The organism is Mucilaginibacter sp. (assembly GCF_028288185.1).
Lineage (GTDB): Bacteria > Bacteroidota > Bacteroidia > Sphingobacteriales > Sphingobacteriaceae > Mucilaginibacter.
In genome coordinates, this window is record NZ_JAQBOF010000032.1 from 34,938 (window position 1) to 52,157 (window position 17,220).

At 41.6% G+C, this 17,220-nt stretch carries 11 protein-coding genes; 4 read left to right on the plus strand and 7 right to left on the minus strand.

Going from position 1 to position 17,220, the window contains the following annotated elements; translation table 11 throughout:
* The first annotated feature begins 4 nt into the window (after positions 1 to 4).
* Positions 5 to 508: a GNAT family N-acetyltransferase gene (locus tag JWQ34_RS14620; protein WP_299358308.1), complete on the plus strand. Its 504-nt coding sequence runs from the start codon at positions 5 to 7 to the stop codon at positions 506 to 508.
* On the opposite strand, the gene JWQ34_RS14625 is transcribed toward JWQ34_RS14620, so the two are convergent.
* From JWQ34_RS14625 to JWQ34_RS14640, 4 genes are all read right to left on the minus strand, one after another.
* Positions 509 to 1,330 (minus strand): glycoside hydrolase family 16 protein, encoded by an 822-nt coding sequence (locus JWQ34_RS14625; protein ID WP_299358310.1) that lies wholly within the window; start codon positions 1,328 to 1,330, stop codon positions 509 to 511. It abuts the gene before it with no gap.
* Between the two features lie 75 nt (positions 1,331 to 1,405).
* The gene (locus tag JWQ34_RS14630; protein WP_299358312.1) at positions 1,406 to 3,298 is read right to left on the minus strand and encodes an outer membrane beta-barrel protein; all 1,893 of its coding nucleotides are present in this window, start codon (positions 3,296 to 3,298) and stop codon (positions 1,406 to 1,408) included.
* A gap of 125 nt (positions 3,299 to 3,423) precedes the next feature.
* Positions 3,424 to 5,454, minus strand: coding sequence for an ice-binding family protein (locus tag JWQ34_RS14635; protein WP_299358314.1), 2,031 nt, complete (start codon positions 5,452 to 5,454; stop codon positions 3,424 to 3,426).
* A gap of 115 nt (positions 5,455 to 5,569) precedes the next feature.
* Complete coding sequence (locus JWQ34_RS14640; protein WP_299358316.1) at positions 5,570 to 6,136, minus strand: AraC family transcriptional regulator; 567 nt, start codon at positions 6,134 to 6,136, stop codon at positions 5,570 to 5,572.
* Positions 6,137 to 6,759: 623 nt separating this feature from the next.
* Here JWQ34_RS14640 and JWQ34_RS14645 point away from each other — a divergent pair.
* The 3 genes from JWQ34_RS14645 (at position 6,760) to JWQ34_RS14655 (ending at position 12,593) form a co-directional block, all read left to right on the plus strand.
* Entirely contained in the window at positions 6,760 to 9,960 is a 3,201-nt protein-coding gene (locus tag JWQ34_RS14645; RefSeq protein WP_299358318.1) for a glycoside hydrolase family 2 TIM barrel-domain containing protein, read from the plus strand.
* Between the two features lie 277 nt (positions 9,961 to 10,237).
* A complete protein-coding gene (locus JWQ34_RS14650; protein ID WP_299358320.1) occupies positions 10,238 to 11,770 on the plus strand; it encodes a glycoside hydrolase family 32 protein in 1,533 nt (510 codons plus the stop codon).
* Positions 11,771 to 11,783: 13 nt separating this feature from the next.
* On the plus strand, positions 11,784 to 12,593 hold the full coding sequence (locus JWQ34_RS14655; protein ID WP_299358322.1) for a DUF1080 domain-containing protein: 810 nt from the start codon (positions 11,784 to 11,786) through the stop codon (positions 12,591 to 12,593).
* Positions 12,594 to 12,700: 107 nt separating this feature from the next.
* Here the strand turns inward: JWQ34_RS14655 and JWQ34_RS14660 are convergent, their stop codons facing one another.
* The 3 genes from JWQ34_RS14660 to JWQ34_RS14670 all read right to left on the minus strand — a co-directional run.
* On the minus strand, positions 12,701 to 14,077 hold the full coding sequence (locus JWQ34_RS14660) for a M20/M25/M40 family metallo-hydrolase (RefSeq protein WP_299358324.1): 1,377 nt from the start codon (positions 14,075 to 14,077) through the stop codon (positions 12,701 to 12,703).
* An 82-nt stretch (positions 14,078 to 14,159) separates the two neighbouring features.
* Positions 14,160 to 14,702, minus strand: a complete 543-nt coding sequence (locus tag JWQ34_RS14665) for a transposase (protein ID WP_299358326.1) — start codon at positions 14,700 to 14,702, stop codon at positions 14,160 to 14,162.
* A gap of 114 nt (positions 14,703 to 14,816) precedes the next feature.
* Positions 14,817 to 17,220 (minus strand): ATP-dependent DNA helicase (locus tag JWQ34_RS14670; RefSeq protein ID WP_299358328.1); only part of this gene is annotated, 2,404 nt, incomplete at its 5' end.

A 17,220-nucleotide genomic window follows, 5' to 3' on the forward strand; every position in this document is an offset into this window, starting at 1 on the left:
CAACATGTTGATCCGCCGCGCTACCCTTACAGACATCCCCAAAATACTGCAATTAATAAAAGAATTAGTACCCGTTATGAATGCCGCGGGCAATTTTCAATGGGATAATACATATCCTAACATCAAAGTTTTTGAAAAAGATATAGCCTTGAACCAACTTTGGGTAGCTGATGAGAATAACGATATAACCGGCGTTATTGCTATAACTACAGATCAGGATGCGGAATATGCTGATGTCGGCTGGGATATTACCGAACAAGCTATAGTGGTGCATAGGCTTGCCGTAAGTGTACATCAGCAAGGCAAAGGCATAGCCGTCCAACTAATGCAACAGGCCGAGCAAGTAGCCATTAGCCGTGGTATTAAAAAAGTGCGGGTTGATACCAATGTTGTTAACGAGGCCACAAACCGGCTGTTCCCGAAATGGGGATATGTTTATGCGGGAGAGATTAACCTGGCACACCGCCCCGGAATGCGGTTTAGTTGCTACGAGAAAGTTTTGAGTTAGCTAGTTCTTAGTTATCAATACCCAATCAACAATCGTTGAAGCCTGACCGGCTTTTATTTTGTCAACGGTAGCTTGTGTCAAGCCGGGGTAGGGGCCTTTCATCTTAAAAACGCCTTGTGGGTAGCCGCCACCTATGGCGAGGTTAAGAATGAGGTATTTATTGTTATCAAACACCCAGTTGCCATATTTTTCTACCATTTCTTTAGTAGCAGTATAGGTAACTTTGCCGTCAATGCTAAAGCTTATGCTGGTTGGTTTTATAGCTACGGTATAGATATGCCACTGCGTTACATCAGTACCTTTAGGGAAAACATTGCGTGATATTAACGGCGTATTGCCATGATAAGTTGGCCCGTGTATAGCATTACTGGCCCAGGTAGAGTCGCCAACGGTTTCCATAACGTCTATTTCGCCGGCATCGGGCCAGCGGCCTTTACCCAGTATCCAGAAGGCAGGCCATAGGCCATCACCTGCGGCAACCTTCATCCTTGCCGAAACAGTGCCATAAACAAATTCATACTTATTGCGTGTATTTATCCTGCCCGAAATAAAATCATTTGGTTTTTGCATGTTCATGTTATAACCCGGGCGATACAGTGGCACAATAGTTAAAAATCCATTTTTTACGGATAATACACCGGTTGAATCAATATAAGCTTCCTGCTCATTATTATCAGCATGTGGGTTAACCTCAACGTTCCATACGGCACGGTTTAGGGTTGTGCCGCTAAAGCTTTCAAAAAATAAAGTATCGGTTTTTTGTTGTGCCGATGCGGTAAGCGACAGACAAAATATCAGCAGGAATATTGAAGCAACTCTCATACAATGGTTTATATTAAATCAAATATAAAAGAAAAAGCCACCCTAAGGCGGCTTTTTAATATAAGTTTTATGTTGTTATTTATTGCCTGGGATAATGTCTATTACAACCGTACGGTTATAAAAGCGTTCTTCGGGCAGGCTATTATTAAATGGTGAATGGCTGGTATCTTCGCCAAAACCAAGTGTTTCAAACTTAACGGTGTTTTTTCCTGATGCTGCTAAACTTGACTCAAGTATCTTTTGGCTTTGCTGCGCTCTGCTGTCAGATAGTTTTTGGTTATAATCCTCTTCGCCGATAATATCGGTATGGCCATGAATGATAACGGTTGATCCGTCAGCAATTAAAGGAGATACCACATCAATCAGCAACTTGTTATATGATGCTATGGTTGATGCCTTATCAAAATCAAACACAATGCTATAACGGGAACCCTTTTGAATAGTTACATCCTGGCGAATTAAGTGAATTGTACTTTCTTTAGTAACGGTCATCCCGTTTTTGCCTTCGCCTATCATGGTTACTTTATAGTCTCCTTCGGGACGATCGCCTACAATTTTAATACCTGATACACTCTCTTGATCTTTAGTAAACGGCCCATAATGCTGGCTCACGCCTTTGTCATCAGTTATATTTACAGACCAGCTGTTAAACTGCTTTTTAGCACCATCAACATTTAAAATTACATAGCTATCAAGTGGATCTGTTTGCATAGCGTTAATATGCACCGGCCTCATCATGCCGCCACCTACTTCCATCAACAATTCAGGCGAAGTGCTTTCAATATCAACTCTGCGGTCTTCTGCCCTAAGTAAAGCAAGCTCTTTGTTGCCGCCGGGTTGTTCTGACGGATTAGCCGGTTTTTTTCTGGCCCTGGTTGTGATACGTGAACCATCGATGCCAAAATTTATTACGAGATATTGTTTTATAGATTCGGCCATTACTTTACCGTCACCGGCAGGGGCGCCGCTTAATGATATAGTTACACCCGGGTTTGCACGCATCCTATCGCCCAGTATATTCAGTATATTATGATATACATTTAATTGCCTTGCCGAACGACCCGACATAGTTACTGATTGTTCTTCCTGTAATTGATCTTCTTTAAAAGAAGAAGCTTGTTCTCTGTTGAGTATTACATAACGGCCTGGGATGTTGTTAGATCCATCCTCAAAAAACACAGCGTTAAGCAAAGGTAAGGTTTCACTTACCTGGCGTGTTAATGGTACTGCTTTAGGTTCGCGAACTGAAAAAGTAACATCGGCCACAACAGGTGGCGCTACTTCTATAGGGGCCACCGCCGCAGAAATAACTTTATGCGCTTTACCAAATTTAAGGGCAATACCCGCTCTCACGGTGGTCATGGTCCAGCTTTCAATACTACGTGGTGACTGGCCAAAATATGGCTGATAAGAAATAAAAGGTGAAAGATTGATCTTGGTAGTACTTGCTGCAGATGATAAAGGTATTTCATAACCGGCACCAACCTGCCCCGAAACCAATGTATGGCGCATGTCACTTAATTGCGAGTTTGTATTAACTTGTTTAACCTGTGTATATGAAAAATCATTCATGATATTGAAAGCAACGCGTGGACCTACAAAGAAATATAGGTTTGATGACGGCATTGCTATTCGCAAACTAGGTTCGACAGTTACATAACTTGTATTAGTATGCAGGGTAGCATCGCAATTACAAGGCGCTACCACGTTGTCAAATTTACCACCACGACCATCATAGCCCACATTAAGCATTATGCCCCATATACCTGCCGGACGATACTCTGCCAGTACAGAACCGTATGGACGGATGCCAAACCCTTTATGAAAAGCAGTTGGAACCATTAAAGAATTATTAAGTGTTTGAGTTGTGCCATCATAAAAGTTAAAATTAGCAGCACCCGATACACCAAACCACCAGATGGGTTGCGTAGTTTGGGCCTGAGCCGTAATTTGAGAGAGGGTAAGCATCAATGAAAATATGATGGCCCTTTTAATTGTTTTATATTGAAGTAACATAGGATTTTCTTTTTAATGTAAGTTGATTTAACCAAGTACACTCCCCGTAGGGAATGTACTGATAAGAGGTATAAATATTAAGGTATAATAACGGTACTTGCATTTAATGTAACCGCTTTCTGTGCCAATAACCTGCCGGTAACAGTAGTGCCGGTGTTTAAAGAGATGAGGTTTTTGCTCAGGATATTCCCGCTGAAATTAACACTCGTTCCAAGAGTAGCCTGGCCTGCAACAACCCAATAGATATTTTTGGCTTGCGCACCTCCTATTAAGTGAATTATAGCCGTATTGTTAACTATAAGATCCGAACCTATCTGGAATACCCAGGTATCATTTGCCCCGCCTGATAAGGTTACACCAGCATTTGTTATTAAAAGCTGAGTGCTCCATTTATATAATCCGGGAGGCAGTGTTAAACCACTAATATCGCCGGCACCTAAGCCAACAACAGGCGCAGGGGTTACAAGGTTATTTGAATTGGTATAAGCAGTTTCCATATCACCTACAGCCGTAGTTAAATTACCTGGTGTTGGTACCGCGTAATCCGCAGCGTAAACCTTGCCGCTAACAATAGGAGTATGAGATGTTTGACCGCTGGGATCCATAATTAGTCCAAACCCCGTTATGGCAGTTGATGTTATTGGGCTTACACCAATATCGCCGGTAACTGAGGTAACGCCTGTAGTAGATATACCTGATTCGGTTAGTATTGTAAAGTTAGCCGCTCCGCCAAGGCCTGGTAATGTAGGGCCAAGGGCCACAACTGCCGTAAAGTTTGCAGTGATGTTTTTATTAGATGTCATGCTCACAGTTAACGGATTGACAGAACCCGAAGCATCGCCGCTCCATGATGAGAATATGAAACCTGGATTTGCCGTTGCCGTAAGCTGTACCGTTGTGCCATAATTATAGGTTGGCTGATTAGGGTTTTTAGCAACAGTACCGTTTGTAGCAGTAACATTTAAAGTATACGTGTTGATCACGAAATTAGCAACCAATGTTTTATTGGCAGTTAAAGGGAACGTGTAGGCTGCACTTGTTGAAGCCTGTACAGTATTTTCTGTCCAGTTAAAAAAGGTATAACCTGTATTTGGGAAAGCTGTTGCTGTTACCGAGGTGCCCGAAGGATACGATCCTGAGCCGGTAGTTGATCCGCCTGCAACCGGGCTTGATGCTAACACCACCGCGAATTGCGATGCCGCTACAAGACTAAAGTTTGCGGTTAACGTTCTGTTAGCAGCTAAAACAAATTGATAACTTGAACTGGTAGAAACTATTGTTCCGTTATCTGTCCAATTAATAAAGCTATATCCTGCATTAGGTGTTGCAGTAGCAATTACTGTTGAACCTGTTGCAAATTGACCCTGCCCGGTAACCGTACCGCCTGCTACTGGGTTTGATTGTAGGTTTAAGGCCACCTTTCCAATGGCTATAGCCGTAAAATTTGCTACCAACGCTCTATTACCAGCCATCGTGAACTGGTAGCTTGGGCTTGTTGAAGCCACAGTTGCACCATCCGTCCAATTGGTAAATACAAAGCCCGTTGCAGCGGTAGCTGTTACAGATGCTGTTGCACCTTGTGCGTATGTGCCGGCCCCTGTGGTTGTGCCACTTGCCAGAGGCAATACAGATGTAGATACTTGTGGAATAGTTGTGAATGTCCATATCTGATCAGTAACTAAGGCTGTATGAAACTTATCAGCCGCGCCGGTAGTAATGGTACCTGTGTACACAACAAAAGGCAGCAATGGTACATCTGGTGTAAAAGTATAAACCTTTGCATTGCCGGTAGCAGCAACAGTTCCTGATACCGCATTGGCACCTTGTTTAATAATAAATGTTGCTTTGGTAATGGTAGCAGCATCCATATCGGTATTAAATGTTGCCGAGATGACTTTGGGAAGTACCACATCAACGGCTTTGTCCATTGGATCAGTAACAACAGTTGGGCATACGCCTTGGGCGGCTACAAATTTATCCTTTTTACATCCGGTAGTAAATACTACAAAGAGTAAAACCAGGGACCAAATGGTTAGGAATTTTTTTGAATAGCCTCTGCTTTTACACACTTGAGTACTATTGCTAGTCGGAGTAGATTTTTTTTTCATGGATAGTTTTTAAAAAATGATGTCTGTTGCCTGCAGTTTTGATAAACAGACTTTGGACACTACAAACCTACCTTGAGAAGTAGGATAAGATGTTACACTATTTTGTTAATAAGTTCTATAATTCACACATTGAAGGACGTAATGGGTTATTACATTCAATATGCTTAAAGCGGGAAGGTGTTACGCCTGTTACTTTTTTAAATTGCGTTGATAAGTGAGCGACACTGCTATAATTCAGTTTCCAGGAAATTTCAGTTAAATTGAGCTCATTATAGCAAATCAGCTCTTTAACTTTCCTGATTTTATTGGAGATAATATAATGCTCTATAGTTATGCCCTGGCCCTCTGAAAATACATTGGCAAGGTAAGTATAGTCAAGACTTAGTTTTTTGCTCAAGTAATAGGAAAAGTTTGTTTTTAACGCAGTCCCTGAATAATCAAGCATTTCTAAAACAACAGCTTTGATCTTTTCTATTAAAATATGTTTTCTATTATCTGTTAACTCTAAACCTGCTTTAGATAATGCTGTTTTAAGTTTGTCAATTTGTTCAATAGATATAGGTTCGAGTAGCTCTACCTGGCCAGCTTTAATAGCTGAGTTGTTTAACCCAAGTTTCTCTAATTCATATCTAACAACCATTTGGCAACTAATACAAACCATATTTTTTATAAATAGTATCATCGGCAATTGATATGCAAAGCAAGTGCCCCATATTTAAAAGTTTATTTTTGGGGAGATAAGCCTTGTTTTGTCGAAATGGATATGTTTAACTACTAAAGTGCTCTCACCTAGGTTTAAAGGCACATTATGCTATAATTAATACTGAAGAAGAAATAAAGGAATGAAAATTCTGAAAATAGACGTTTTATTTATTTTGACTTACAAAATAACGATTGTGGAGCTATTGTAAAACATTTAAAGAAAATTTAATTCGTTTAAAGAAAACATATTGAAGAGGCCCTGCATTTTTACGATATAGATTAATATAGAAGATAAAAGAAATATTGAGCACGTTTTTTTTTACCTCTACAACTTTTATGAGTAGTATAACAGAATTATTGTAGCTTATTAACTATGTAATATTAAAATACTTGCAGCTATTTGTGTTTATTAGAACATATTGAGTCGTTTACCGCCGTAACGCATTTGTTGCAATTTTCGGCAACGATTGCATAGAAAAGAATTAAATAATTTAGCAAAAAAAAGATACTTTTAACACCGATTCCAATAAATCTATAAATGAAGCCGGTGAATATTTGTAACCGGATTTATACTTCCAAAAATTAACTATTTAAGTGATAATAATGAACAAAATCTTATTTAAGAAAGAAGTTGCAGCGTTGCTATTGGTTCTTGTTTTTAGTCATAAAATAAGTTTCGGACAAGATATGCCTGTTGGCAGTAATTTTTCGAAAACAGATACCGCATCCGTTCCGAAAGAAATTGAGAACCCCGAAGTTATCGGTATAAATAAAGAGCTTAATCATGCTACGTTAATGCCATACAGCAATTTAGCCGAAGCGTTAAAAGCTAATCGCCGAGCATCGTCATTAGCCATTAGCTTAAACGGTATGTGGAAATTTAATTGGGTTGACTGGCCGCAAAAGCGCCCTGTTGATTTTTACAAACCCACCTACGACGTGTCGAAATGGAAAGACATTAAAGTGCCTTCATCTTTTCAGGTGCAAGGTTACGGAACGCCCGATTATAGCAACTTTACCTTGATCTTCCAGAGCGATTTCCCGAGGGTAATGACCGAGCCTAAAAATAAAAAATATACAACCCTTACAGAACGTAACCCCGTAGGCAGCTATCGCCGCGATTTTACAGTACCTGCAAATTGGAGCGGCCGCCGCATATTCATCACTTTTGATGGGGTTGATGCAGGATTCTTTATATGGGTTAATGGTAAAAAAGTTGGCTACAGTGTAAACAGCCGTAACGCTGCCGAGTTTGACCTGACCAAATATGTACAGCCCGGCAAAAATACGCTGGCTGTCGAAGTTTACCGTTTTACATCAGGCAGCTACCTGGAAAACCAGGATATGTGGCGCTTGAGCGGCATCTTCAGAAACGTTACTTTATGGAGCGCTCCGCAGGAACATATCCGCGATTTTTTTATCAAAACCAATTTGGATAAGAAATACCGCGATGCGGACTTAACCGTATCAGCCAAAGTAAAAAACTATAGCAATGTTGCTGTTCCGGCGCGCCAAATAGTGGTAACCCTTTATAACGGTGCAGTTAAAGTACCGGGAGCCGCTGTTAAAAAATCAGTACCGGCATTACAACCCGGCGAAGAAGTTAAGGTTGAAACCAGTTTCCATGTAACCAATCCGGAGAAATGGACTGCCGAAACGCCGAAGCTATATACATCAGTAATCACCTTAAATAATGGTGCTACTACATTGGAGACTATGTCGGCCCGTACCGGTTTCAGCGAGATCGAGATCAAAGGACGTTTGTTTTTGGTTAACGGCGTACCTATTAAATTAAAAGGCGTTAACCGCCACGAAAACTGGCCCGATGATGGCCATGCTGTTACCGAGGAGCAAATGATAAAGGATATAGTCCTGATCAAACAAACCAACAGTAACCATGTGCGTACCTGCCATTATTCTGACGATCCGCGTTGGTATGAGTTATGCGATGAGTACGGTATATATTTGGTTGCCGAAGCTAACGTAGAGTGCCATGCCCAGCAGAACCAGTTTAATGAGGAACCTACCATTAAAGCGGCCATTATAGAGCGTAACGTAGCCAATGTAGAGAACTTTAAAAACCATCCTTCGGTTGTTATATGGTCGTTAGGTAATGAGTGCGGCAGGGGTGGAACAAACTTCAGGGCCGCGTTACAAGCGATAAGGAACATTGACAACAGGCCAACGCATTACGAAGGCTTCGGTATAGGTAATGATAAGAACCCGGCCGATATTGACAGCCAGATGTATACCGGCGTAGCCGGCGTTGAAAAAAACGCGACCGATGCTACATTAACCAAGCCGTTCTATCTATGTGAGTATGCACACGCCATGTTCAATTCAATGGGCTCGGTTGATTTGTATAATGATCTGTTTGACAAATACCCTAACTTATTAGGCGGCGCGATATGGGAATGGCAGGATCAGGGTCTGTACAATAACCGCGACCCTAAGCATCCCATAATAGCCTATGGGGGTGGTTTCGGCGAGTTCCCTAATGATCATTACTTTATCCATAAGGGTGTTGTATTTTCTGACAGATCGCCTAAACCTCATTTCCCTGAATTGAAGCATGCTTACCAGTGGATCACTATTAAAGCAAAGGACCTGGATAAAAAAATATTCACCATTAAAAACCGCTACCAGTTTATCAACCTGAATGGCTTTGATGGTAAGTGGGAAATAAGCGAAAACGGTACAACGATATCGTCAGGAAATTTGGCGATTGGATCAGTTGCTCCTTTCCATGAGAAAGATATAAAATTACCATACGTTATAAAAGCAAAGCCAGGTGCCGAGTATTTTGTACGGATCTCATTCCAGTTAGCACAAGATAAGTTATGGGCCAAAGCAGGCTTTGAAATTGCCGAGCAGCAGTTTGAATTACATACACCTGTACCGGCTATAGTAAGCAAATCGCAAGGGGGTAATTTAACTCTGAACGATTCGAAGGATGCGATAAAAGTTAAAGGCACAGACTTTAACCTAACGTTTGATAAAACCAAAGGCACCTTTACCAAAATGGAAAAAGATGGTGATAACATCCTGCGTGACGAAGGCGGCCCGATGTTGCACTTATGGCGCGCGCCTCACCAAAAAGATGATATGTGGGCGTATACCGACTGGGTTAAAAACGGCCTGAAAGAAATTAGCTGGGTAGCTAACGATGTAAAGAGCACGCAGCTTGCCCCTAACGTTGTACAGATAAGCGCTAACCTTACCGGTACCGGTAAACAAACATTTGTAGTACACCATAAAGTGGTTTATACGATAAACGGTAAAGGCGAGATCAAAGCTGAAAACAGTGTTGACTTTAGCGACCCTAAATTGGTTTTAGCCCGTATTGGTGTACGGATGTTCCTGAACAAGGATTTGAATCAGGTTGATTACCTGGGCCGTGGCCCAATGGAAAACTATGGCGACCGTAAGAATGGCTTTAACTTGGGCCATTACTCAAGCAGCGTTGTTAAACAAATGACCGGGTATGAAAAACCAATGGAACAAGGTAACCACGAAGATGTGCGCTGGGCTAATTTAACTGCTGCGAATGGTTTAGGCTTAAATGTTAAACAAGTTGATTCTGTTATGCAGATTGGCGCATTACCATACAGCGATGAAGAAATGGAAAATGTAGAATACAAAATAGACCTGCCTAAAAGCAAGGGTACCGTATTATGTATAAGCCATAAAACACTGGGTGTAGGTTCAAACGGCTGCGGTCCGCGCCCGTTAGAGCAATATAAGGTATATGCTAACGCTACTAATTTTAGCTATGAGATAGATCTGTCTAAAAAGAAGAAATAGCTAAATATTGATTGTGCCCCTTGCAGATCAAGGGGCATATTTAATATTTATATACTATGCGAAGAAATTCTGATCGTTGTCCGCCGGCTTATGTTATCAACAATGACAACCCACAGTGCGTATTCGATAACGATCGGCATCTGGCTTGTCATCGTCTATATTAATAATTCTTAATTATCACCTAATATACTATCTTTAAAAATCGAAAGTGTGACCAACACATCTGGATATAACCTATTAATTGATTATTTTACTGTAATAACTGTTGCTTTAAATAATGTTGAGTAAGAAATTTATCGTTATCATACTTTTATTATCGACAGTAAAAGTATTTAGCCAAAGAAAGGTGGGAGTACCTACTCCGCAATGGAAACCAAAATATCATTTTTCGCCTGAACAAAACTGGACAAATGACCCAAATGGATTGTTTGTTTTGAATGGCGAATTTCAATTATACTATCAGTATAACCCTTTCGAAAATAAATGGGGACACATGAGCTGGGGGCATGCTACCAGCCGTGATTTGATAAAATGGAACTATTTGCCTGTTGCAATACCCGAAATTGTTAGTAAAGACACCACTACTTTTATCTACTCAGGATCTGTAGTGGTTGATAAAAATAATACCAGCGGATTCGGCATCAACGGTAAGCCGCCAATTGTAGCCATTTTTACTGCCGACCAACCCAAACAGAAAAAAGAGTCGCAATATATTGCTTATAGTAATGACAATGGCCTAACCTATAAGCAATACGCCGGTAACCCGGTTATTGATCTGAATAAAAGAGATTTTCGCGACCCTAATGTGTTTTGGCATGGGCCAAGCAGGCAATGGATCATGACTGTTTCTATGGTGAATGAACACATGGTTAGGTTTTATGCCTCGCAGGACTTAAAAGAGTGGAAAAAACTAAGCGACTTTGGCCCGGCAGGATATACCCGTAATGGCTGGGAGTGCCCATCAATATTACCATTGGTGGTTGATGGTGATCCTACAAAAATTAAATGGGTGCTGTTTGTATCATCAGGCGGAGATCATGGCCCATTTATTCAATATTTTGTGGGCGATTTTGATGGCGAAACATTTAAAGACGATAATAACGGTACTAAAGTATTGCCGGTTGATTATGGCGATGCTTTTTATGCCGCGATAGCATGGCGCGATGCACCACAAAACAAAAAGATATTATTGGGCTGGATGCAGGATGGGCGCAGGGAAACTTACCCATGGAAGGGCCAGATGTCTATACCTCATGATCTGTCACTAAAAACAACGGATGAAGGGCTTAGGTTGATACAGGCGCCATCATCCGTTGTTACTAAATCTTTATCAAAATACGCGGCAGAGAAAGTTCTGTTAAAAAAGAATATGCCTATTAATGATACTCGTATCAGTTTAAATAAAGAGCGGCCTTATGCCGGTAACTCTTATTGGATAGAGGCCGAGTTTAACATTGATAAAGCAAAAAAGGTGGGGTTTAATATTGTGGAGAATCCTGACATCACCAAAAATGTGAACGTGGGTTATGATGTAGAGCGGGGCGAGCTATTTATTGATTGCACCATATCAGAAATGGGAAATAAATCGCGCAGAAACCTGGAGCAAAGAACCCCTATGAAAGCTATTGACGGCGTTGTTAAGATACAGGTATTGGTAGATAACTCATCATTAGAAGTATTTGGCAATGATGGCGAAAAGGTGATTTCAACCATGATCTACCCGGATATAAATGCTACTAACCTCTCTGTATTTGCCGAGGGCAAGGCGATGATAAAAAGCATGAAGATGTGGGATATAAATCAGAAATAACAAACCAGATAAAATGAAATTAAAAGCCGGGTTATTTTTTTTCTTGTTGGCAGGCAGCTTAACGGCCCGTGCGCAAACCACGCCAGCTAAACGCGCGCCGATAGACCCTTTTACGCAGCCTGCGCCTTTAGATTTTAATGATCACGAAGGTTATGTATCACTATTTGATGGCAGTACATTGAAAGATTGGGATGGCAACCCCAAATTTTGGCGGGTAGAGGATGGTGCTATAGTAGGCGAATCGACCAAAGAGAACCCAAGCGGCAACAGCTACCTGGTTTACCGGGGGATGAAAGCCAAAGACTTCACACTGAAATTTGAAATAAAAGTTGTAGGCGAGGGTGGGAGCGGGATACAATACCGCAGCCTGACGGGCATACCCTGGCGGATGCCTATTGCTAAGAATGTAACGGACAACGTTGGCCCGGTTAATTTAAATTGGATGATGACCGGCCCGCAGGCAGATTTCTGGCCATCGGCAAAATACTGGACAGGGCAGTTTTACTCAGAAAACACGCCCATGCGTATACTGGCCTGGCGCGGACAGGTGGTTGAAGGTTATGGTACCAAAAGCAAACGCCTTATGGGTAACGTAGGCGATATAATGGACCTGGCCGAAGTGGTAAAAAAAGACGACTGGAACCAGTACACTGTAATAGCACGCGGCGGCGTATTTATCCATATTATAAACGGCCAGGTAATGGCAGTTATGATAGATGATGACCCCAAATCATCAAACAACGTAGCCGGCTATATCGGCATAGAGATAGAAGCGACCACCAAAATAATGGTGAGAAATATGTGGATCAAAAAATTAAAATGATCCACGCCATGCCATTTCGAGCAACGGGAGAATCTTATACATGCGATAATTAGCAGCAAGTATAAGATTTCAATGGTTTCACCCTCGCGTGTAACAAGACCGCACCGCTATCTCACCGGCTTAGGGAATATCGGCAAACTCTCATGCCCCTCGGCATCTACCGATTGTATGGCAAAAAAGTAATTATCTTTCGAGTAATCAAGCGTTGTTTCGTTGCCGGTCACAAAGATCTTCTTCTCCCAGAAAGGACTGGTTGTTTCCCTCATCAATATATAGTAGCCGGCCGGCTTTTTACCAATTTTTGGGATTTCCCATTTAAGCGTAGTATTGTTGGTAAGGCCAGATGTGGTTACACCCACACTCATCGGCGCAGCAGGTGCCGATGCCAGGTTAGCCAATACAGATAAATTCATGCGGGCAACTTTTTGGATATAGTTATAGTCGGCAAACTCCGGCAGATCGCCGTATACTATTCCTTTTTCGGTGCGCAGGTCCTGATGCTGGTGGGTAAAATCCTCATTCATTTCGGTAAGGCGCACCGCGGTAAAGCCTTGCAGTTGGAAAGAGGTTTGATCGCCGCCCCTTAAAAAGCGATCCCGGCGATAGATTAGTTTCACATCCAGTTGGTCAACATAGCGCTCGGCAGTTTCTTTGGTATAGCGAGCCAACTGGCGCGATGGACTATCGGTTTCGCCGCCATTGCCTATCAAAGCACTTATAGCGGCAGCTACGCGACGGCTGGTATCGCCGCGAAGTACAGCGTCAATAGACGGGATGCCTTCGCTGAAAACACGTACATGGGTATTGTCTTTCAGATCATTATCCATGCCGTGTGTGTTACCAACGATATCATTGTTAAGCATGGCATCTACGTTCCAATGCTCGTCCTTAGCACGTTTGGCAATATGTGCCGATCCGTTAAGCCCTTGCTCTTCGCCCGGTACAGCCATAAATATAATAGTAGCCGGAAACGAGCTTTTAGCCATAACTCTGCAAATCTCCATTGATACCGCCGTACCCGATGCATCATCAACTGCGCCCGGCTCAACGGCGTTGGCATTCATCACATCCGTAACCCTGGAATCATAGTGGCCTGATACCACATACACGCGGGTATCGGTTGGGTCTGTCCCTTTTAATATGGCAAGCACATTTTTTAATACGGTCGGTTGGGCTATACGGCCGCCGGCAGGTTGGGTAAAGGCATCAAACTCAACCTTCATCCTACCGTTTGATGCGGCGGCGTAGCTTTCCATTTCGGCTTTTATCCAGTTACGCGCGGCGCCTATTCCGGTTGTCTTACTGGTGGTATCGCTAAGCGTGTTGCGGCTCTTAAAGCTCACCAGCTTACGCACAATTGCTTCAATGTTCTTTGATGATACGTCATCAACCATTTGGCTGATGGCCGCATCGCGGCGGATGGTAGTTTGCGCTAGGGTGGGTAGAGAAATAAGTACTAGGAATGAGAGTTTTAAAAATTTCATATCATTATTTTTTGTTGTAGAGACGCAATGCTTTGCGTCTCTGAATAAGATTTTGCACAGAGAGACGCAAAGTATTGCGTCTCTACGGGTACAGGGTTTCAAAATTATCTTTGTTGAGTGACCATAGTTCAACGTTGTTATAAATATATTCTTTTATGTTTAAATATTCCTGCTCGTTTCTGATTACTCTATCATGATAACGCGACTGCCATGAAAAATCTATTTCGTTTAATGTGGCGTACTGCTTAACCGAAGATTTATAGCCTCTGATTATCGAGGCTAAATTATTTCTTTGCGGGCCAAATTTGTTTGTTTCCCAAACAATTCTATCGGGTTTATTGATAAATAGTATTCCATGAATATGGTCTGGCATTACCACAAATTCATCCAATTCGACATAGGGATGGTATTCAGGTATTTTAATCCAATTTGTATAAGCAATTTCTCCGATAGCAGTTGTCTGTAGAGACGCAATATTTTGCGTCTCCTGTTGTATTTCACCAAAATATCTAACACGATCTTTTGTACAAATCGTAACAAAATATAACCCATGCGACCCATAATCCCAATTAGGCCTGCGCGCTGGTGATATACGGTATCTGTTTTTATATTGATCTTCTGCCATATCCCGTAGAGACGCGATACTTCGCGTCTCTGATTTACGTCAATAATTAGTTTTTTCACTGATATACAAATTTTTGCGTCTTGATCTTGCACAGAGACGCAAAGTATTGCGTCTCTACTCCTCATCCCCGGCAATCGCCAGCATATCATCAACCTGTTTAAAATTGCTGCGCACAAAGTGGCACCAATCGCACTCCTTTTTACCGCAGCCGGTATTAAAATCATGCGCCATTATTTTTTTGTAAACTGAGGTAATTTGCTCCGTAACAGTTTCGGTATCCTCATCTGTAATAAATAGTTTTTCTTTGTGGTACTCGTTATCTTTGATAGGCTCCACAAAATCGAATACTGTACCTACTACCTGCCAATCGTTGGTACGGTCGTGGTCTATTAATATTTTATAGAATACTGCTTGTCGCCAATAATCTCCGCCATTAGGTTGGTCGTCGGTTGGGCGCAATAGCTTGTCTTTGGCATTTTTAGGTTTGCCGGTTTTGTAATCGATAACGGTTACGTTTTTGCCTTCAAATTCAATTTTATCCAGATTACCCTTAACTGGAACACCTTCAATTTCAATATTTTTTATGGCGCGCTCGGTAATGGCAACCTTGTTCCATTGGGTAATGTTTTGCTCGTAGTAGGCGGGCAGTATTTTTTCGCCATAGGCCAATCGCAGTTTAAACTCCTCTTTAGTGAACGAATCGCGGTTACGGTACATATACCAGCGAAATTCTTTCATAAACTCCTCAGTAGGCGGAAACTCATCATCCCACTCCTTCAATTTTTTAAACGTACGGTTCAATGCCCAATGTACCGCCTGCCCAAAGGTAGAAGCCGGGCTTTTTCCCGATGGCACCCGTATTAAACACTGAAAATAAAAGCGCAGCGGGCAATCCAAATAATTATTTAAGTGCGTTACCGATAAGGTGTAATTCTGTAATAATTGGTTAATATAATTGGTATCCAGCAGTTCAACTTTAGGCTTATCGTCCACATTAAATTGGGTGGCATAAAAGCCGAGCATATCATCCTCATTTACCTGTGGATATTCTACCTGCAAAGGTGTATCTGCTAAAATCTCGCCAACAAACTGCGAGGCTTCCTGATCTTTGCCATTTTTATCGGTATTTGCAAAGGAAATCATCAAGCATTGTTTTGCCCTTGTTATGGCCACATAAAACAATCTGCGCGCTTCTTCTTTTTGAGCAATATCATCATCTTTTGCCTGCGTTAGAGTATCTGGGTAGCTAAAGCTATTATTACGGCCCTTACCATCCCATGTTTTTTTATCACAACCGATGAAGAACACATGTTCAAACTCCAATCCTTTTGAACCGTGCGCGGTTAAAAAGTTGATGCCGTTTTGTGAAAATATTGTTTGATTAACCGGAAGCCTGATTTTATGCTCGCGCATAGTCTCAATCTTATTCAAGAAATCGGCAAGTGTGATTTCCGGTTTTTTACGACTTTCATCTTTCAGGAAATTAAAAAAACTGGTGAGCATTTGCATATAAGTACCCTTATCCTGTTGATGCATAATATAACGCAGAATACCCATTTTACCAATCACTTGCTGAAAGAACTGTTGCAGCGTTACACTAACCGACTCCTTAAGTAAGAAATCAATATTACGGGTTAGGTATTTCATTTCCACATTCTGCACATTATCAAACAAGCCCGGTTGTGTAGGTGTACGCATTTCGCTCACATACCTGCGCAATGAAGTTTTAGGTTGATTATTAGATGCTGTTGTATAATTTTCTTTTGCTACCGCTATGCTGGCTTTTGCAACTTCGAGAGGTGCAATATCGAAAAAGTCATAATGCATAATATCGAAAAGAAACTTATCCCCGCTGTAAGGCGAATCCATTTCTAAAGCAAGATAACGCAAAATGTTAATTATCTTTTCGCCGAAAGGTTGTTCCAGCACATCAATTTTACGTTTAGTATTTACGGCTATTTTCTCTACATCCAGGTATTGCAATAATTCTTCAACCTGCCCGTGGTTACGGTAAATCACCGCTATCTCATTTGGTGCTGTGCCTTTTTCTATCAGTTTTTTTATCTGCATGGCCACATCCACCACCTCTTTGCCGGGGTTTTCATATTCGCGGATTACAGGCTGAACGGTTAACTCACTAAAACGAGGATGCGATGCCCGCAAATTTTTATCCAGTGCAAGCTGACTGGTTAAACGCTCATGATTATTATTGATGAGGGCCTTTGAAATATCTAAAATATGCTGATTTGAGCGGTAATTATGTTTAAGTACTACGGTATGTAACTCGTTTACATAATCATTGGCAAAATCCAATATATTTTTCATATTGGCGCCCTGAAACTTGAAGATGGATTGGTCATCATCGCCCACTACAAATACATTGGGCGTTTCCCAATAATTCAGTAAAAACTTCAACAGCTCATTTTGCGAGCCGCTGGTATCCTGAAACTCATCCACCAAAATATATTGGTAACGCTCCTGGTAACGGCGCAGCAGATCTTCATTTTCGCGAAAAGCT

Coding starts and splice junctions, on each gene's coding strand:
- JWQ34_RS14660 (WP_299358324.1), bottom strand. CDS start 14,077: ATGAAATTTTTAAAACTCTCATTCCTAGTACTTATTTCTCTACCCACC.
- JWQ34_RS14645 (WP_299358318.1), top strand. CDS start 6,760: ATGAACAAAATCTTATTTAAGAAAGAAGTTGCAGCGTTGCTATTGGTT.
- JWQ34_RS14650 (WP_299358320.1), top strand. CDS start 10,238: ATGTTGAGTAAGAAATTTATCGTTATCATACTTTTATTATCGACAGTA.
- JWQ34_RS14640 (WP_299358316.1), bottom strand. CDS start 6,136: ATGATACTATTTATAAAAAATATGGTTTGTATTAGTTGCCAAATGGTT.
- JWQ34_RS14655 (WP_299358322.1), top strand. CDS start 11,784: ATGAAATTAAAAGCCGGGTTATTTTTTTTCTTGTTGGCAGGCAGCTTA.
- JWQ34_RS14620 (WP_299358308.1), top strand. CDS start 5: ATGTTGATCCGCCGCGCTACCCTTACAGACATCCCCAAAATACTGCAA.
- JWQ34_RS14630 (WP_299358312.1), bottom strand. CDS start 3,298: ATGCTTACCCTCTCTCAAATTACGGCTCAGGCCCAAACTACGCAACCC.
- JWQ34_RS14635 (WP_299358314.1), bottom strand. CDS start 5,454: ATGAAAAAAAAATCTACTCCGACTAGCAATAGTACTCAAGTGTGTAAA.
- JWQ34_RS14625 (WP_299358310.1), bottom strand. CDS start 1,330: ATGAGAGTTGCTTCAATATTCCTGCTGATATTTTGTCTGTCGCTTACC.
- JWQ34_RS14665 (WP_299358326.1), bottom strand. CDS start 14,702: ATGGCAGAAGATCAATATAAAAACAGATACCGTATATCACCAGCGCGC.